13 protein-coding genes are annotated in these 19692 nt (G+C 61.6%); 12 read left to right on the top strand and 1 reads right to left on the bottom strand.

Annotated elements, in window-relative coordinates; all coding sequences use genetic code 11:
* Positions 1 to 55 precede the first annotated feature (55 nt).
* From vgrG to ACWJKU_RS08000, 12 genes are read left to right on the top strand one after another with little or no spacing between them, the layout of a single operon-like run.
* The gene (vgrG, locus tag ACWJKU_RS07945) at positions 56 to 1741 is read left to right on the top strand and encodes a type VI secretion system tip protein VgrG (RefSeq protein WP_454147463.1); all 1686 of its coding nucleotides are present in this window, start codon (positions 56 to 58) and stop codon (positions 1739 to 1741) included.
* 56 nt (positions 1742 to 1797) lie between these two features.
* Positions 1798 to 1923 carry a hypothetical protein gene (locus tag ACWJKU_RS07950; RefSeq protein ID WP_454147465.1) on the top strand — a complete coding sequence of 42 codons (126 nt, stop codon included), beginning with the start codon at positions 1798 to 1800 and terminating at the stop codon, positions 1921 to 1923.
* A gap of 8 nt (positions 1924 to 1931) precedes the next feature.
* Positions 1932 to 2210 (top strand): PAAR domain-containing protein, encoded by a 279-nt coding sequence (locus ACWJKU_RS07955; RefSeq protein ID WP_454147467.1) that lies wholly within the window; start codon positions 1932 to 1934, stop codon positions 2208 to 2210.
* 19 nt (positions 2211 to 2229) lie between these two features.
* Entirely contained in the window at positions 2230 to 2676 is a 447-nt protein-coding gene (locus ACWJKU_RS07960) for a GPW/gp25 family protein (RefSeq protein WP_454147469.1), read from the top strand.
* A gap of 12 nt (positions 2677 to 2688) precedes the next feature.
* Positions 2689 to 5748 (top strand): baseplate J/gp47 family protein, encoded by a 3060-nt coding sequence (locus ACWJKU_RS07965; RefSeq protein ID WP_454147471.1) that lies wholly within the window; start codon positions 2689 to 2691, stop codon positions 5746 to 5748.
* A 6-nt stretch (positions 5749 to 5754) separates the two neighbouring features.
* Positions 5755 to 8337: a hypothetical protein gene (locus ACWJKU_RS07970; protein ID WP_454147473.1), complete on the top strand. Its 2583-nt coding sequence runs from the start codon at positions 5755 to 5757 to the stop codon at positions 8335 to 8337.
* A gap of 27 nt (positions 8338 to 8364) precedes the next feature.
* Entirely contained in the window at positions 8365 to 11097 is a 2733-nt protein-coding gene (locus tag ACWJKU_RS07975) for a hypothetical protein (protein ID WP_454147475.1), read from the top strand.
* A gap of 8 nt (positions 11098 to 11105) precedes the next feature.
* The gene (locus ACWJKU_RS07980) at positions 11106 to 12620 is read left to right on the top strand and encodes a contractile injection system tape measure protein (RefSeq protein WP_454147477.1); all 1515 of its coding nucleotides are present in this window, start codon (positions 11106 to 11108) and stop codon (positions 12618 to 12620) included.
* A complete protein-coding gene (locus ACWJKU_RS07985; protein ID WP_454147479.1) occupies positions 12605 to 13954 on the top strand; it encodes an ATP-binding protein in 1350 nt (449 codons plus the stop codon). The genes ACWJKU_RS07980 and ACWJKU_RS07985 overlap by 16 nt, the downstream gene beginning before the upstream one ends.
* A gap of 44 nt (positions 13955 to 13998) precedes the next feature.
* Complete coding sequence (locus tag ACWJKU_RS07990; protein WP_454147481.1) at positions 13999 to 17472, top strand: eCIS core domain-containing protein; 3474 nt, start codon at positions 13999 to 14001, stop codon at positions 17470 to 17472.
* Positions 17473 to 17482: 10 nt separating this feature from the next.
* Complete coding sequence (locus ACWJKU_RS07995; RefSeq protein ID WP_454147483.1) at positions 17483 to 18067, top strand: GAD-like domain-containing protein; 585 nt, start codon at positions 17483 to 17485, stop codon at positions 18065 to 18067.
* Between the two features lie 36 nt (positions 18068 to 18103).
* On the top strand, positions 18104 to 18427 hold the full coding sequence (locus tag ACWJKU_RS08000) for a hypothetical protein (RefSeq protein ID WP_454147485.1): 324 nt from the start codon (positions 18104 to 18106) through the stop codon (positions 18425 to 18427).
* Positions 18428 to 18577: 150 nt separating this feature from the next.
* On the opposite strand, the gene ACWJKU_RS08005 is transcribed toward ACWJKU_RS08000, so the two are convergent.
* Positions 18578 to 19660, bottom strand: coding sequence for a dipeptide epimerase (locus ACWJKU_RS08005; RefSeq protein WP_454147487.1), 1083 nt, complete (start codon positions 19658 to 19660; stop codon positions 18578 to 18580).
* Between the last annotated feature and the right edge of the window lie 32 nt (positions 19661 to 19692).

Below are 19692 nucleotides of genomic sequence, written 5' to 3' on the forward strand. Positions count from 1 at the left end.
TTCGGAGCAACGCACCTTACCCATCGCCGCCGAGCACCGCGAATTCACGGTCAGGGTGGACGGCCAACCGGTACCCCGCGAGCACCAACTGCTGGCGGTGTCCGTCGCCAAAACGGTGAACAAGCTCTCTTCGGCGCGGCTGGTTTATCTGGACGGCGCTGCGGCGGCCGGCGATTTTCCGTTGAGCAACAAGGACCTGTTCGTGCCCGGCAAGGCGGTCGAGATTCTGGCGGGCCCTGCGAACGATCCCGTGTCGCTGTTCAAGGGCCTGGTCGTTCGGCAGAGTTTGAAGGTGCGGGAGAACAGCGCTCCGCAGCTGATCGTGGAATGCCGGCACAGCGCCGTGAAACTGACGGTGGGCCGCAAGAACGCTTACTTTTTCGACCGGACGGACAGCGACATCATCGGCGAGTTGCTGCAGAACGCCTCAATCGATGCCGAGGTGGAAAGCACGTCGGTAACCCACAAGCAGCAGGTGCAGTATGGCGCCAGCGATTGGGACTTTCTCCTGACCCGCGCCGAGGCCAACGGCAAGCTGGTGCTCACCAATACCGAAAAGGTCTCGGTGAAGGCGCCGAGCTTCGAAGGCGAGGCCGTCTGCGAACTGCGCTTCGGCGCGACGGTTTTGGAGATGGATGCGGAAATCGATGCCCGCGGCCAATATTCGGCGGTAAAGAGTTTCAGTTGGGATGCCGGCCGGCAGGCCGTGGTCGAGAAGGAGGCGGCGGATCCGGCGGTAACGGGTCCCGGCAACCTGGATACCGAGGGTCTCGCCGCCGTCGCGGGGCTCGATTATTACCGCCTTCAGAGTCTCGGCGTCAGCGGGGACGAAGCACAGGCCTGGGCCGATGCGCAATGGCTGAAGTCCAAGCTGAGCAAGGCCGGAGGCCGCATCAAATGCGAAGGGATCGGAACCGTTAACCCCGGCGACCTGGTGAAACTGAGCGGGATGGGCGAGCGCTATAGCGGAAACGTATTCGTAACCGGAGTGCGCCACGAGTTCGACCTGGTGCAGGGCTGGAAAACCCATATCCAGTTCGGCGGAATCGAGAAATGGTCGGCACTGGAGCACAACGTCTCGGCGCCTCGGGCGGGCGCTCTTCTGCCCGCCGTCAGCGGATTGCAGATCGGCGTCGTGACCGGCAACGAGGACCCGGACGGCGAGCATCGGGTGCGTGTCCGAATGCCGCTGGTGAGCGATGACGAAGCCGGGACATGGGTGCGGGTGGCGACCCTTGATGCCGGCGACGATCGCGGATTTTGCTTCCGCCCGGAACTGGGGGACGAAGTGGTGCTGGGTTTCCTGAACGACGATCCGCGGCAGGCGGTGATCCTCGGGATGCTGCACAGCAGCGCGAAGCCCGCGCCGCTGCAAGGCTCCGACGACAATCACGAGAAGCTCTACCAGAGCCGTTCCAAGATGAAGCTTTACTTCGACGACGACAAGAAGATCATGCGGCTGGAAACCCCGGCGGGCAACAAGATCGCGCTCAGCGAGGAAGACCAGGGCCTGACGATCGAAGACCAGAACGGCAACAAAATCGAAATGACGCCGGACGGCATCCGGATCGAAAGCGCCAAGGCGCTGGAGCTCAAGGCGGGAACCGAGCTGAAGATGGAATCCGGTACGTCGTTCAGCGCGAAGGGGGGCACCGAGCTGAAGCTCGAGGGCACGGTGGGCGCAGAAATTTCCAGCACCGCGACCACCAAGGTCAAAGGCGGTCTGGTGCAGATCAATTAGCGGTCCGCATCGAAAGCGCCAAGGCGCTGGAGCTCAAGGCGGGAACCGAGCTGAAGATGGAATCCGGTACGTCGTTCAGCGCGAAGGGGGGCACCGAGCTGAAGCTCGAGGGCACGGTGGGCGCAGAAATTTCCAGCACCGCGACCACCAAGGTCAAAGGCGGTCTGGTGCAGATCAATTAGCGGTCCGCATGCCCGCGGCAGCCCGAGTAGGGGATATCACCAACCACGGCGGAACGATCGCCGGCCCGGGCGTGGCGACGGTGCTGATCGGGGGCAAACCCGCCGCCGTGGCCGGCGATACCCATGTCTGCGCGCTTCCGCCCAGCGGGCATCAGCCCACCGCCAGCGTGTTTCCCGCCGGGAGCGTCACGGTGCTGATCGGTGGACGGCCGGCGCTCAGGACATCCGATGCCTGCCTATGCGGCGCGATGGCGGCCGTCGGCGAGCCCACGGTCATCATCAGCTGAACTCCGGGAACGGCCAAGCATGAAAAACGACGAACACGATACGGTCCACACCTCGTTTTTGGGGAGCGGCTGGAGCTTTCCGCCCGAGTTCGTGGCGGAGACCGGCGAAGTCGCGATGGTGTCCGACGAGCAGGATGTCGCGGAGAGCCTGAAGATCCTGTTCGGGACCGTGCTGGGCGAACGCTTTTTCAAACCCAAGTACGGCCTGGATATGCAGGGGATGCTGTTCGAGCCGATCGGCACCACGATGAAAACCTTTCTGACCGACCGGGTGAAAACCCAGATTCTGATCTACGAACCGCGGATCAATGTGCTTTCGCTGGAGCTGGACACGTCGATGCAATCCGAAGGCAGGATCGGTCTCGTTCTGGAATACGCCGTCAAGGCCACCAATTCGCGCTTCAACCTGGTTTATCCCTTCTACCGGGGCGACGGCAACGAGCTCAGAAGCACCGTGGATTTTTAGCCGGCTAAAACGATGGCCGAGAAAGACATCATACAAAACATGATTTTCCAGCTCGGGCAAAGCCAGAGCGAGCGCATGCCCGAAGAGCTGGGAGTCCATTTCGCCGACGTGGACGAGCGCAGCACGGAAGAACTGCTGCTCTTCGCCAGGAACCTCGCGAAAGGCATCAATTACTACCGGAACGATCCGGACTCTGCGGCAGGCGACTGGAGTTCGTTCTTTCCCGAGAACGCAAAGGCGATAGGGCGGCTGCTCGCGCGCGAGGACGCGAGCGTGACGCCGCATCTGGCGCTGTTTCTCGCATTTCTCGAACTCTACAAGCTGCCGCAGGAGCTCATCAATCGTCTGACCGGCCGCCATCTGGATTTCCAGTACCGGGAAGTCCTGCGTTTCGCCAAGAAGCCATCCGAGCCCGACAAGGCTCACCTCTTGATCGAACTGAACAAGAATGCCGCCCCGCTGAAGATCGGTCCGGAACATCTCTTCTCGGCGGGCAAGGACGCCACCGGCGTCGAGATGATCTACGCGCCGACCGGCGAAACCGTCGTCAATTCAGCCAAAGTCGATTCCCTGCGCTCGCTGTTTCTCGACCAGAGCGGGCGGGGCGTCGTCCGCTATGCGCCTATCGCCGATTCTTCCGACGGCGTGGGCGGCGAGCTGCAAGGCGACGAGCCCAAGTGGCACGGCTTCGGTCATGCGGATTTGCCGCAGGCGGAAGTCGGGTTCGCCCTGGCGTCGCCGGTGCTGCGGATGAAAGAGGGACTTCGGAAGATCACGGTGAGCCTCGGTCTCGGCAATGTCGACCGCGCCCGATTGAACGACGCATCTTTGGAAAACGCTTTCGAAGTATTCATCACCGGCGAAAAGAATTGGCTGGGGCCTTTTGTCGTCTCGCCTGCCATAAGCGAGGACGATGTGCTCGGTTTCGAAGTCACCGTGCCGGAAACCGAAAAAGCCGTGATCGACTACGATGCGGCGATCCACGGCTATGACTATGCCGCCCGTGCGCCCATCGTGCAGGTATTGCTGAGGACGGGCGGCGTCGGCTATCTCGACTTCCAAAACGTCACGCTGCAAAACGCCGCCATTCTGGTGAAAGTCGACAACATCGCGTCGTTGAACCTGGAAAGCGACGGCGGCGTTCTCGATCCGAAAAAGGCGTTCCTGCCGTTCGGGCCGCAGCCCGGCAAAGGGTCGCGCTTCATGGTGGGATACGACGAGGCGTTCTCGAAAAAGCTGTCGGAAATCAAGATCGGCGTGCAATGGAAAGATGCTCCGGCGAACTTTTCGACCCACTATCAGCATTACGGGAACAGCAGCATAGGCAACTCGTACTTCACGGCGAGCGTCGTTTTCAAAGACGGCGGGAGCTGGGAGGAGACCCGCTACGGCGTGCCCCTGTTCGAATCCGCCAATGCCGGCTCCGAACACACGCTGGTTTTTTCGCCGGGAAGCGTTTCGGTGTCGTCGTCCGTTTCGGACGGGTTCAAGATCTATGCCCTGAATGTGGCCGGAAGCCTTTGGGCGGCCAAGGCGGCAGACCGATACGTGTTCCGGAAACCCGTGATGACGGCTTACAAGTCCGCGCCGCCGGAACCGCGGCAGGGCTTTATGACCTTTTCCCTGGAAAAAAGCTTTCTCCACGCCGAATACCGCAAGAAATATGTGGAGAACGTGATGAAATACAGCCGGGAAGGGGGCGATCTGATCGTTTTGAACGAGCCCTATACCCCGACCGTGCAGAGTATTTCGCTGTCCTACAAAGCCTATACCGATCGAATCGGCATCGGCACGGATTCCCTGGACGATTTCGCCAATGCCGACGTTCAGTTCTTCCATGTGGCGGATTCCGGGCGGATGCTGGAGCACGGCTACCAGCGCGCGCAGTTCGAATTCCTCGTTGACAAGGCGGTTTCGCTGCTTCCGATTTACCGAAACGCCGGCGAACTGCTCATCGGGTTTACCGACCTGAATCCCGGCGACAGCGTCAGCGTTCTGTTCCAGGTCGCCGAGGGCAGCGCTGATCCCGATTCGGCGCGGGAAGACATCGCCTGGTCCGTCCTGTGCGACAACTATTGGAAACCGCTCGGCAGCCGCGAGGTCGTCTCGGATTCGACGGGGCACCTGCGCACCAGCGGCATCGTCAAATTCGTCATTCCGGCCGAAGCGACCACCGTCCATACGCGGCTGCCGAGCGGCCGCATCTGGATCAAAGCCGCGGTTGCAGAGGATGTGAACGCCGTTTGTCGGTTGATCCAGGTCGCTGCCGGCGCCATCGAGGTCCGGTTCGTCGATCGGGGGAACGATCCCGATCACCTCGGAAGCGCCCTGGAAAAAGGCAAGATAGGCAAGCTGAAGACCGGACTATCGGCCGTGAAGACCGTGAAGCAGCCTTACGCCTCTTTCGGAGGCCGGGCCGTCGAATCGGGCGATGCCTTCCACACCCGCGTTTCCGAGCGGTTGCGCCACAAGAACCGCTGCATCACCGCATGGGATTACGAGCGGATCGTGCTCGAAGCGTTTCCCGGCGTGCACAAGGTGAAGTGCATCCCTCATGCCAAGGAGGGTTCCTGGCTGGCGCCCGGCCACGTGCTCTTGATCGTGATTCCGGACCTCAAGAACAAGAACGCCATGGATCCGCTGCAACCGAAGGTGGATGCCGCCACGATCGACCAAATCACGGCCCATGTGCAGGAGCGGGCGGGCATGCAGGTCAAGGTGAAGGTCAAGAACCCGAGCTATCAGAAAGTCCAGTTGGACTTCAAGGTGCGTTTCCGCAGCGGATACGAGTTCAATTATTACGCCGAGCAACTGAAGCAGGCGCTGATCCGGTTTCTGTCGCCCTGGGCTTACGATGCGGAGCGCGAGATTTCCTTCGGAGGCAAGATCTACAAGTCGGTCCTGCTGGATTTCGTCGAGGAGCGGGATTACGTCGATTACGTCACCGATTTCAAGCTCTACAGCTATGCGGGAGAGGCCGGCAGCCGCCTGGATCTCGACGAGGTGCAGCCTGCGACGCCGGACGCCATTCTGGTCTCGGCGGAAACCCATATCGTGAGCGAGGGACCTTAGCCTGCCATGCTGCGTCAACTCACCATTCCGAAGAACGCTACCAAAGAGGCCGCTCTCGACCAGCAGCAGCTCTACGCGATCGGGCTGAAGCACGTGCAGTGCCTGGCCAGCCGGGTCTGGACCGACTACAACGTCCACGATCCCGGCATCACCGTCCTCGAGCTTCTCTGTTACGCGCTCACCGATTTAGGCTATCGGGCGTCCTATCCGATCCGGGATCTCCTGGCGAGCGAGAAAAACAATGCGGAGGCGATGAAAGCGCAATTTTTCACCGCCCGCCAAATCCTGCCCAACCGTCCGCTGACCGTCTCCGATTACCGGAAGCTCCTGATCGACCTCAAGGGCGTGAAAAACGCCTGGATTCAGCCCGCGAGCCTCAGCTGCTACGCCGATACGGTGAAAGGAGAACTGTTGCGCGAAAATCCGGGCCTGCCCGGCATCGCGGAAATAAGCCTGAGCGGCCTTTACAGCGTGACCATCGAATGCATGGACGGCATCACCGGAGAGGGCGCCAGGCAGGACGTGCTCGAACGGGTCGAAAAAACGCTTCAGGCGAACCGTAACCTGTGCGAAGACTTCGTCGATTTCCGGATCGTCGACGAACAGCCGTTCCTGTTGTGCGCCGAACTGGAATTGGCGCCCGAAGCGGACACGGCCAGGGCCAAGGCGGAAATTCTGTTCAAGGTTCAGGAGTATCTTTCGCCGCCGGTCCGGAACTATACCCTGAGCGAGATGCTGGAACGCCGCAAGGCGGACGGCGCCGCCTATGCCGTGGACGAAATTTTCGACGGACCGGCGCTCGCCTGCGGCTTCATCGACGACGCGGAACTGGCAGAGGCGGACCTTCGCACCGAAATCCGCCTTTCCGACATCATCGGCATCATCATGGACATCGACGGCGTCCGCGCGGTGCGGGATATCGTCGTCAATCCGAAGGGGCTCACGGAACCGCTGGTGAACAAGTGGATCGTGGCGGTGGCGTCCGGGAAAAAGGCCGTGCTGGACAACGATCGATCACGGCTGGTGTTCTACAAGCGGAACATGCCCGTAGTGGCGGATACCGCGAAGACGAGCGGGTATCTGGACGAACTCCGGGGCGAGGCCACGGCCAAGGCGGAAACGGAGACGGCCTACGATTTCGACATTCCCCTGGGCACATACCGCCGGCCGGACAGCTACTATTCGTTCCAGAATCATTTCCCGGCCGTTTACGGCTTGAGCGAGGCCGGTTTGAGCGGGCCCGCCGACGACCGGAGACAGGCCTTGGCCTATCAATTGAAGGCCTATCTGCTGTTCTTCGATCAGTTGATGGCCAATTATCTCGCCCAGTTGGGGCGGGTGAAGGATCTGTTTTCGCGCGATCCCGGCCTGCACCGCACCTATTTCTGCCAGGTCGTCGACACTTTCGCCGAGTATAAGAAAATCTACGGAGCGGACGATCCGCTCGCCGCACTGGAAGGTCTCGCCGAGGATCAAACGGTGCGCAGCGGCCGGCGCAACCGGTTTCTCGATCATCTGATCGCCCGTTTCGCCGAGCGGTTCACCGAGTTCGCCCACATCATGCACTCGGCCTTCGGCGCCAGTCCGGAAAGCCTGATCGGGTACAAGTGCGAATTTCTGAACGCCTATCCCGCCATCGGCAGCGAACGGTGCCTGGCCTACGACTACAGCCTGAAGGACGACGAATCGCTGTGGAATTCGGACAACGTTTCGGGGCTGGAGCGCCGGCTGGCCAAACTCCTGGGCATCCGCAACCACAACCGGCGCAATCTCGGCGATATCGCCTACGACATCTATGCCGAAGTGGATGCCAACCCCGTGGACGAATTCCGCTTCCGCATCCGCAAGAAGGATACCGGCGAGATCATCCTGAGCAGCAGCACCAAGTACGCCACTCCGTCACTGGCCAGGGAGGAGATGCGGCGCGCCATCCAGTTCGCGCAGACGCCGGCGGGCTATCAGCGCAAGACCACCGTGAGCGGCAAGCATTATTTCAATATCGTGGACGGCACCGGCGAGGTGATCGCGCGGCGGATCGAGTATTTCGAAACCGAGGAGGCCATGAACGCCGCGATCGACGAAACCATGGAATATCTCCGCGTCAATTACAGCGACGAAGGGATGTATCTGATCGAGAACATCCTGCTGCGGCCGGAACAGGCGGACGATCCGTTTCTGCCCATTTGTCCGGACCCCAATTGCACCGACTGCGCGGAAGCCGATCCTTACTCCTATCGTGTCCATATTATCCTGCCGGCCTACGGCAGCCGGTTCGGCAACATGGATTTCAGGCGCTTCGCGGAGCAGGTGATCCGCGAGGAAACGCCGGCCCACATCCTGCCGAAGATTTGCTGGATCGACAAGGAGGCCATGGCCGCATTCGAAAAGCTTTACCGGGACTGGATCTACCTCAAGCCCGGACGGGAGTTCGCGCAACGGAAAGAGAAGCTCGGGGCGTTCATCGAAACGCTATTCTCCGTCAGGAACGTCTACCCGTCCCAGAGCCTGCACGACTGCACCGCCGACGAGTCGCAAGCGAAGTTCGTCCTGGGACGAACGGCGATCGGCACCCTGAATCGCGAAGCTTAATCATCGTTCCCAAAAAGGAACCCTGCTATGACCGAAGTATTCAAGAGCCTCGAGCAAATCTCGACCGGCTACAGCGTGTTCGAAAAGGATCAGGTGCTGACCCACGATCAGCTCAACAGCATCGCCGGCTACTTGGGCGATCAAGGCCGTCTGACCCGGGCGAAGGTGTTGGGCGTAGGCGTCGTGTGCGGGCTGCGGATTACGGCGCAATCCGGTGCGGTGACGCTGACCCAAGGCTTGGGCATCACCACCGACGGCGACCTGCTGCGCATCGATGCCGATACCGTGTACGACAAGTACAAGCGCTACGACGAATCGATGCCGAAATATGCGCCGTTTTATAGCGGGGAAACCATGATCCCGCTATACGAATTGGTCGCCGCCGGCGTGGAGGACAATCGCGCGGCTTCATTGACGCAATTCGGCACGGACACCGGGAGCGCGCTCGCCGATATGGCGGCCGTGCTCTACATGGAAAGCTACGTCAAGGACGAGGATCTGTGCTCCGGCACCGATTGCGACAATTTGGGCCGGCATTATGTCGACACGGTCAAGCTGCTGCTGGTCGACAAATCCTCTCTCGGCGCGCTGAAAAGCGGCATCGCGACGCCCGACGAGGCGAGCCGCGCGCTAAGTCCGGTAGCGGTCGACCGCGCCCTGTTTTCCGCGGCGGTCGCTACGCCCGGCCAAGTCGCCCAAGCCTATCGCTCCGCCTGCAACGCCGTTCACAACAAACTGTCGGCCGAGCTGGCGAAGCTCTATCCCCATTGTTCCGCTTTCCTCGGCGAGGTTTTCGCCGCCGATCCGGCGCCGGCCTGGAGCACGCGGCTCGATGAGTTGAAGACCCGGTTCGGCTCGTCGCATGCCGGCATCCAGTACTACTACGATTTCCTGAAGGATCTGGCCGAGACCTACAACGATTTTCTCGATCGGTTGTTCGGCGATACCGCGTGCTGCAATCCGGATATCGACAGCTTTCCGAAACACCTCCTGCTCGGAAATCTGATCCCGGGCACGAACCCGGACGAGAACCGTACGGGGTTCTATCCCTCGCCGCTGACCAGCCGGACGTCCGATCGGCTGAGCCACGCGAAATTCCTTGCCCGAAAGCTGAATACGCTGATCCGGACGTTTCAGCTTCCGACCGGCAGCGCGGCCATCCGCATCACGCCCAGCCGTTTCGAGGACCGGCCGTTGGAAGAGCGGGCGATTCCCTACTACTACCGAATCGACGCCGCGAATCCCGTACACAAGGTCTGGAATTACCGCTTGAACCGGCGCGGCCTGGACGCGCACAATTATTCCTATAACGCCGGAGCCTACGGGGCGCAGGGCGCCGCCGCGAGCCCCCTGACCGCTCAAATCGGGGGATTCTCGTTCTTCCGGATCGAAGGACATCTCGGGCAAAACGTTTCCTCGGCCATCGCGACGATCGAAAGCGAAATCGCCTCCAGGAATCTCCCGTTCACCGTCGCTTCGGTCATGCTGGACACCGACAAGACCAAGGTGGTCAAGAAGCCGGGAATCCGTTACACCGATCTTCACCGTTTCCACTACGTGCTGCGGCAGGAAATTTTTCATCAACTGGATGAAGTGAGCCGGTTCAGCGGCGTTTTCAAACAGCAGGTCGACGACGCGGTTGCGGCGAAATATATCGAGGACAGCGACGGTCCGGCGGCCAAGGACGTCGCTGCTCAGAAACACGCCACGGTGTCCGGAAAATCGGCCGCGGTCCGCACGAAGCTGGGCGGCAGCTATTCGCAATATAAGAGCGACGTGTCCTGGAAGAACGACTTCAACGACACTGTCCGGGCGGCCGGCGAATTCAAGTACAACCTCGGTAAAGCGGTCAGAACCGAGTTCAGCACGCCTTTCGACTCCCTGATTGCCAATACTCACGTCCAGTGGCTGGACTGGCTCGACGAGGTCATCAAGAACAAAGAGGACAAGGAAGACGAGCGGCTCTTGTTCGGCAAGTTCATTACCCGCCATCCGGGACTGGAACATTACGCCGGCGTGGTTCGGGGCGGCACCTTCGTGCTGGTTTACGACGGCAACAAGACGGTGGTGGGCGATTTCATGCTGCCTTATTACTGCTGCGATACGGCGGAAGAGGAAACGGACGAGCCCGTGCTGAGCAAGCCGGGGCTGAGGCCGGACTGGATTCTGGATCACGGGATACAGATGCAGCCGTCCCGCGAGAAATTCCTGAAGGACCGGCTCGATGTGTTCGAAAAGGTGAAGCTCGCGGATTTCAAGGGCGAAATCGTTCAACAGCTCGGCTTTCAGAAGGAGTATCTCAACGTTTTCAAGGATTCCGTCACCATGGTCAGCGACGTGTACCGGAACCTCGGCGTCGACAAAGCCGGAATGAGCATCGGAAAGCTTCAGGACGAATATCTCGATTTGCAGATCAAGGAGGCGGAATACAACCGGCAAAAGGCGGATTACCTCAGACGCCAGGCGAGCCGGCCGGATTTGACGTCCGACGCGAAAGCGAAGATCGAAACCCAGCTCAGGGAAGCGGAATCGGAGTTGGCGAAATCCATCGAACGCACCGCCGGCTACGTGGCCTCCTCCGGCATGGACGTCTCTTCCGGCAGCGACGGCTACAAGGCCATGCAGGTGGTGGCCGACAGCATGGCGTCCGTCACCGACGCGCAGGCGCTCGGTTCCGTGAAGACCCGTCTGGAAGGAATCAGCGCCGCCACCGGCAACGCCAATCTGAAGCGGGTGATCGGCACCATGCTGAAGCGGTGAGCCTGCCGATGGCGCGGGCGACCCATCGGATACGCCGGTTGCGCTGGCAGGTGCGCAACCGTTCGACGGCTGAAGCCTTTGCCACCCGCAAGCTGTTGCGGGACCGCTGGGAAGAATGGCTCGTGCCTGTCCTCGAGAACGCTTTCGACGAAATCGCCGGAGGAGACCGCCTGATCCACATTCCCAAGCTCGAACTGAGGATAAGCCTGCCCTCCGAGGAGCAGTTGCCGGAAAAGCTTCCGGATTTGATCCGCAATCAGCTCGATGAGCAGCTTAGGTCGTTGGGACGCCAAGCGGCGCCGGCCGAAGGCCGAATCGCGGGGACCGAGGCCGGAACCGGAGAAAGCCGGTTCCAGGGGCTGCTGCATTATCTTCGCACCGGCTCGGCGTCGTGGCTTTTCGCGCACGCCCCGGCGTCGGACATCGCGGCGGAATTGGGCGACATCTGCCGGACGCAATGGTTTTCCTTGGCGCAGCACTTGCGCACTCGGCCGGAATCGCACGAATTTTATTTCCGGCTGGTTCAACTGATATCCGAAGAGCGCTTATCGGCGCGGTTGAATGAGGTTCTCGAGCTAGGATCTCAAGCATCGGATGAGGCGCTATCCCACGCGATCACCCGGCTGCTGGAGGAGAGCGCCGGGGAACTCACCCGCTACGAGCGCTTGGCCGCGGCAGCGGCCTTGATCGCCGAGGCGCTGTCGGGCCGACGAGCCCTGCCTGATGTCCTTGCTGCTATCGGGAAGATCTTGCCGGGGGAGCGGCTGGCCGCCTTCCGAAGCGCCCTGTCCACTCTGCCCGATTCCGCGGCCTTGTTTACGGAGGAGAGGTCAGGCGGATCGGACGGTCCGGAGCAGGCCGCAGGATCGTCTTTCGCAACCGAAGGGAGACCTCCAGCGGTTCCGTTGAATAACGAAGGCGAAGCGCCGTTGTCCCGCGATGCATCGGGGCATCGAACGGCGCCGGTATTGCCGGAACGTTCCTTCGGAAAAACCGCCGCAAAAGACGAGTTTCCGTTGATGGCGAATCATGTCGGGCTGGCGATCCTCCATCCCTTCATTCCGCGACTTTTCGAAAATACCGGCCTCAGAGAAGCGGGCGGCGCCGAACTCGCCTTTCATGTTCTGCCGCGGGCCGCGGCTTTGCTCCACTATCTCGCCACGGGCCGCGAGACGGTTTACGAGTACGAGCTCGGGTTCATCAAGATTTTGCTGGGCCTGCATCCTGAAACGCCGCTGCCGGTCGCCGAAGGGCTGATCGAGCCCCGCGACCGGGAAGAAACGGAGACGCTGCTGCAATCGGTCATCGGCTATTGGCAGGTTTTGAAAAATACCTCGATTCAGGGTTTGCGCTCTTCCTTTCTGGAACGCAGCGGCTTGATTCGCGAGGAAGAATCCGGCTGGCGGCTGCAGGTGGAGAGCCGTCCCTTCGACATGCTGCTCGACCAACTGCCCTGGAGCATCGGCATCGTGAAATCGCCCTGGATGACAAAACCGGTATACGTGGAATGGCAGGCATCCTGAAGGACAACGCCCGCGACCTATCCAGGGAGCTGGATTGGTTCGCCGAGGTTCTCGACGCCCGCTTGAAGCAATACTTCGGGACGGGCGATGCCGTCGACACGATTTTTGCCATCGATCCACCCGACTTAGGCGATAGCGCGTCCGGTTACGCCCGATTCGTCCGCCGGCACGAGCTGGGTTTCCCGGAGCGTCTGGTCCTCCTGCTGGCGCTGATTCCCCATATTCGCCCGCAGCTTCTGGACGTGCTGTGGAGCAAGAGCGAAGCCACCGGCCGGGGTTTCACCGAGTTCGGCGGGCTGCAGGGCAATACCCACGGCGGGTTCATCCCGACCGGCGAGACCGCGCTGTTCATCCTGGCCGGCGACGACTTGGCCGCGCGTTTCGAGTTCATGGCGCTGTTCGAGGAAAACCAGGTTTTTGCGCGCCACGGCCTTTTGAGCCTCGCTCGGCCCGGTTCGGGCGAGCCCGCGCTGAGCGGCGCGCTCACCCTGTCGGACGAGTGTCTCTGCCGGTTCACCGTAGGCACGGAACGGAAACCGGGTTTCAACAGCGATTTTCCGGCGCGGCGGATCGAGACCGAGCTGGACTGGGATCAGTTGATCTTGCCAGCGACGACCCGCGAGCAGTTGGACGAGATCAAGCATTGGATCGAGTTCGGCCAGCGTTTGCTCTACGATTGGGAAATGAGCCACAAACTGCGGCCCGGTTTCACCAGCCTGTTCCACGGTCCGCCCGGAACCGGAAAAACCCTGTCGGCCTGCCTGCTCGGCAAGCATTGCGGATGCGAGGTCTACAAGATCGATCTCAGCATGATCGTTTCCAAATACATCGGCGAGACCGAAAAAAACCTCTCGAAAATCTTCGACGCCGCCGAACACAAAAACTGGATTTTGTTTTTCGACGAGGCCGACGCCCTATTCGGGAAACGCACCAAGGTGGACGACGCGCACGACCGCTACGCCAATCAGGAAATCAGTTTCTTGCTGCAGCGCATCGAGGAATTCAACGGCGTGGTCATCCTCGCCTCCAATCTGAAAACGAACATCGACGATGCCTTTATCCGCCGCTTCCAATCGGTGATTTTCTTCCCGATGCCGAAGCCTTCGGAGCGGGTTCGCATCTGGCAAAACGCGTTCTCGCGCAAAGCGAAGCTGGAGGACGGGATCGATTTCGGCAAGCTCGCCGAGAAATACGATCTCTCCGGCGGCACCATCATGAACGTGGTGCGATATGCCTCGCTGAAAGCCCTGAGCCGCCATAGCGACACCGTCTTGTTGGAAGACATCGAGGAAGGCATACGGCGCGAACTTCTGAAAGAAGGACGCACGCTATGAATGGAAAAGCCCAACCATGACGAAATCAACCTGAGTTCGAACCTTTGGAAACCGCCCGCGCCAAGACCGTCAATCGCGCCGCGGCCGTGCAGCCGGCTGCCGCCGCTCCGATAGCCGTGCGCAATGTGCCCCCGCGGGTGCAGACGGCCATGAAGGTGTCTTCTCCCAAGGATCCGGCGGAGCGGGAGGCCGACGTCACCGCAAAAAAAATCATGCGCATGGCGGTGCCGGATAGCTCCGTCGCGTACGTGAAAACCGGTTCCGGCGGCGTATTCAGGCAAATCAAAAAGGACGAAAAGGAAAAGAAGCTCCAGGCCAAGCTGGAGTCGCCCTATATCGCGCGTTTTGCCGCTTCCGGTGTTTTCGCCAAGACCAAGAAGGAAGAGGACACGATCCAGCGCAAGGCGGAAGGCCAGCCGAATGTGGCGTCCAACGTCGCGGCCGACATCCGGAACAGCATGACCGCCGGACAGCCCTTGCCGCTCAGCGTGCGCCGCTTCATGGAGCCCCGCTTCAAAGCCGATTTCGGCAACGTGCGCATGCACACCGGCGACAACGCCGCAAAGCTCAACCGGCAGGTGAACGCCAAGGCGTTCGCGGTCGGCAATCATATTTTCTTCGGCAAGGACCAGTTCCGCCCGGAAAGCCAGGAAGGCCGGGAGCTGATCGCCCACGAGCTGACGCATACCATCCAGCAGGGCGGCGCGGTGCAGCGCAGCGAGGACGTCGGCGTCACCCAGCAGACACCGGCCGGGGAGGTGCAGCGTCTCGGCATCGGCGACGCGCTCGACTATTTTGCCGACAAGGCCAATCTGATTCCCGGCTTCCGGATGTTCACCATCATTCTCGGGGTGAATCCGATCAACATGAGCCGGGTGGAACGGAGTGCCGCCAACATCCTTCGCGCGCTGATCGAGTTCATCCCCGGCGGAGGACTGATCACTCAGGCGCTCGACAATTACGGCGTGTTCGACCGGGTCGGGACTTGGGTGGAGCAGCAAATCCGCGCGCTGGGCATGACCGGAGCCGTCATTCGGGACGCGATCAACCAGTTTCTCGATTCTCTGAGCTGGACGGACATTTTCGACCTGGGCGGCGTCTGGAACCGCGCCAAGCGCATATTCACCGCGCCCATCGATCAGATCATCCGCTTTGCCGGCGGCCTCGTCAGCGGCATCCTACGGCTCATCAAGGAAGCGATCCTGCGCCCGTTGGCGAGGCTGGCGGAGGGCACCCGCGGCTACGATCTGTTGAAGGCCGTGCTCGGGCAGGACCCGATCACCGGCGACCCGGTGCCGCGCACCGCCGATACGCTGATCGGCGGCTTCATGAAGCTGATCGGGCAAGAGGAAGTGTGGAACAATCTGAAGCGCGCCAATGCCGTGGCGAGGGCCTGGGCCTGGTTCCAGAGCGCGCTGGGCGGGCTGCTGGGCTTCGTGCGGCAGATTCCCGTCTTGTTCGTCACGACCCTGCAATCGCTGGAAATCGCCGACATCGTGCTGCTGCCGCGGGCGTTCGCTAAGGTCGGCAGCGCGTTCGCCGGTTTCCTCGGCCAGTTCATGTCCTGGGCCGGGCAGCAGGTGATGAATCTGCTGCAAATCATCTTCGAAGTCGTCGCTCCGGGCGCCATGCCTTACATCAGGCGGGCCGCCGGGGCGTTCCGCTCGATCATTCGGAATCCGATCGGATTCGTCGGCAATCTGGTCAGGGCGGGAGTACTGGGCTTCCGCCGGTTCGCGGCCAATTTCCTGACCCATCTCCGCACCTCGCTGATCAACTGGCTGACGGGGACCCTGAGCGGGGCGGGCGTGTATATTCCGCAAGCCTTCACCCTGCGGGAAATCATCAAGTTCGTGCTGAGCGTCTTGGGACTCACCTGGCAGAACATCCGCCAGAAGCTGGTGCGGGTCATCGGCGAGACCGCGGTGCGGGCGCTCGAAACCGGGTTCGACCTGGTCGTCGCCCTGGTCACGCAGGGGCCCGCCGCGGCCTGGGAAAAAATCCAGGAGAGCCTTTCCAACCTGCGCGAGATGGTCATGGAGCAGGTCATGACCTTCGTCCGCGACCACATCGTGCAGGCGGCGATCACCCGCCTCGTCACCAGCCTAAACCCCGCCGGGGCGTTCATCCAGGCCATCATCGCCACCTACAACACCATCATGTTCTTCGTGGAGCGGTTGCGCCAGATCGCCCAGGTGGCCATGTCCTTCATCGATTCGATTTCCGCCATCGCCGGCGGCGTCATCGCGGCCGCCGCCAGCCGGGTGGAAAGGACCATGGCCGGCTTGCTCACCCTGGTGATCAGCTTCCTGGCGCGCATCGCCGGCCTCGGCCGCGTCAGCGACGCCGTGGTGAATATCGTCAACCGGGTTCGACAGCCCATAGACCGGGCGTTGGATCGGGTGGTGGATTGGATTGTGGCGCAGGCTCGGCGGCTGGGACGGTTGGCGGCCGGCGGAGGGCCGCAGCCTGCGGGAGCGGCAGGGCCGCCGCAAACCCGTCCGGGCGACGGGGAGATCGGCGAAACCCTACAATTTACGGCCGGAGAGGAGGGACACCGCCTTTGGATCGACGTGCGCGGCGAATCGGCCGAAGTCATGTTGGCGAGCACGCCGAAGCCGCTGTCCCGACATCTTGCCGAGTTCCGCACCGATGCGCGGGACATTGATGACGATACGACCAGGAGTCGCGTGCTGGGCTGGATCGGCGCGGCGCTGCCGCTCGCGCGAAGTATCGAGGCGGACGCGCGGCGGGCTGCCTCCCGCCAGATCGATACGCCGCAACGCGAAGCTCTCGACGCGCGGATCGAAGCCAACGAAGCGACGCTCAGGCCGATTCTGGCGAATATCCTCGACGCGCTCCGCGTGCGCGTGCCGGCCCGGATCGATCCCGCACTCAGGGTCCGCTTCACCACCTACCCCGGCATAGACCTCGGCGAGTATGCCCGCCAACTCGGCATGCAGCAGTCCGCCATCAACGCCATGGTCGTCGAAGACTGGCTGGCCAACCGCATGCGTTTCGCCGAGCGGCGCGCGTTTACCGGTTCCGGGCGTCATCCCGAGTCGCGCCAGGCGCAACAGGACCTCCGCGCCCGGACCCGTGTCCAACTGATATTGCGGCTGACCCGAGGGATCAGTGCGAGCGGCCCCGTCGTTTCCGCGATCAATGCCGATCCGCATCTCGCCGCGTTCGTGGCCGGGGTGTTTGCCCGGTATTCCCCGACTACCCGGCGCAACGGTCTGGCCGAGAGCACGGCGAGCCGGGAGGTGGATGCGTGGATGAGCACCCAGCACGCCTTGCACTCCCCCGACCAGGTGGCGGGCGGGCGTCACGATCAGTTGACCGGCCTCGGGTCCGGCGCGGTCAATGTCGATATCGGGAAAAACTGGGGCGGCTTCGAAAAACCCGTTCATCTCGCCAATCAGCTCGAACGCGACACCCGCGACGCGATGCGCAGGCTGAACGTCAGGCGCGCATTTTGGCGTCAGGTGAGAATGAACGTTACGCTGACCACGTGAGGAAATCGAGATGGCTCGTCGAACCAAAGCACCGACATCGGAAACCTTTCTGAAGGTTTTCGGTCCGGGAGATCCCTATCGGCCCTTCGAGGACGCCGACGAGGGGCGATTGTCCGGCCGAATTCCGGGAGTCATGTTGGAAATTTTGCGCAAGGAGGGATGGTGCTCCTATAAGGACCAGGTTTTATGGCTCTGCGATCCGGACGATTGGCAGCCGGCGGCCCACGCCTGGTTTCCCTCCGAACCGCAGGCGCAGGTGCTGGCGCGGACGGCATTCGGCGATTTGTTCATTTGGGACGGCGAGATGTTCTGGTTCGTTCTGGTGCATGAATCGCTCGCGATGACAACGGTCGACGATCCCGACTGGTTTTTTTCGCGCATGCTTACGGCCGACGATTTCGCTCCGCAAACGCATCTGCCGGGACGCGTACGAGCCGCCCGGGAAACGGCGGGTCCTTTGCGCTGGGACGAAATGTATACTTACGTGCCGGCGTTCGCCCTGGGCGGCAGCGAAAGCTCGTCGCGAATCGAACGGGTCAAAGCGCTGGAAGCGCTCGCGCTGCTCGCAAGCCTCGCACCGCTGCGCCGGGCCTGATGTCGGCCGCGGGTATTATCCGAAACACGAAAACGCATGAAGACTTCTCTCAACCACCGGACTTCGAAGAAACTGGCCCAATGGGAACAAACCCGAGCCCGCGGGAAGCGTCACTTCATCTGGACTCACGGCGTGCTGCAATGGGGCGGGTTCATGTACGTTTTCTCGACCGTGGTTTATCAGCACCAGGTGTTCGGCGATGTCTTCAGCACCCAGGGCAATCTTCCGTTCCGGCTCGTATTGGGCGCTTTGGTCTGGACCTTCGTGGGTTATCTCTACGGTCGGTCGAAGTGGCATCGCAACGAGCAGGAATATGCGGAACGGACGAAGTCTCGGAATAAAGACACGTTCGTTTCCTGAGCTTCATCGGATTCGCCGGAGCGTCGATCAACGTCCGGCCGGTGCCGGTGCGCGCCTAACCCGCTCATGAAATTCCGGTTTCCGCATCCCGCCGAAAAGAGCCTGGCGGTACGCCTCGCGTATCCATTCAAACTCCTGGCAGAACGTTCATCAGAACCGGCTTAGCCGCCCCCCGTGTCCGGCGATTTCCGCATCCAGCTCATAATGCGGTCCGGCCGGTTTGCAGCCGCCTTCCACCGGATCGTCCGCGAGCAACATGGGCGTGTCGAGGTCGATCCACTCGAAGCCTCCGAGACCCGCCGCGAAATGCGCGCTGAACCCCATGGCCAGCCGCGTTTCGACCATGCCGCCGATCATCAGGCCGAGCCCGCCGGCGCGGGCGATGGCGGCGATTTCGAGCGTCTGGACCACGCCGCACTTGACCAGTTTGATGTTGATCACCTGGGCGAGACGATCCCGTACGATCCTGAGAGCATCCTCCGGTGTCCGACAGGATTCGTCGGCGGCCACCGGCACTCCGGCTTCCCGTGCCAGCTTTCCAAGGCCGTCCCAGTCCTCCCGGGCGACGGGCTGCTCGAGCATTGCGGGTTCGATTCCGGCAAGGCGGAGTTCTTTGAGCATGGCAAGCACTTCTTCCGCCGAATACCCGGCATTGGCGTCCAGAATCAAACGGCAGGCCGGATGCCCGCGCCTTACGGCCAGGAGCCGGTCTATATCGTCCGAACGGTCGAGGCCAATCTTGATCTTGAGGATTTCGAAACCTTCGCGGCGGTATTGCCGAGCCAGCGCTTCCACGTCCTCGGCCGCACAAATGGGTATGGTGATGTCGGTGGCGAGCCGGTTTTGGAATCCGCCGAAAAACTGGAATAGCGGAATCCTGCAACTGCGTGCCAAAGCGTCGATCAGCGCCATCTCGAGGCCGGCCCGCACCGATGGGAGATGCGGGATGCGTTCGAGGAGTTCGGCCGAAATCCGCCGCCATTCGCCCGCCTGTCGTCCCGGTAGCCGGTCGGCTTCGTCCGATAGCGCTTTCAGCGCGACCGCCTGATCCTCGGCCGTGACCGGCGGCAAAGTCGGAGTCTCGCCCCATCCGGCCGATCCGTCCGCGAGCGTGATTTGCACCGCGACGTTACGGACATGATCCAGCCGCGACGAGGCGATCGTAAACGGCGCAATCAGCGGCACGTCGAGTTTATGGATGTCGAGTCGTGCGATTTCGAGGTTTTTCTTCATTGTTTCTACTGTTTGTCGGTCGTTGTCCGGCG

It is taken from the genome of Methylocaldum sp. MU1018, assembly GCF_053646775.1.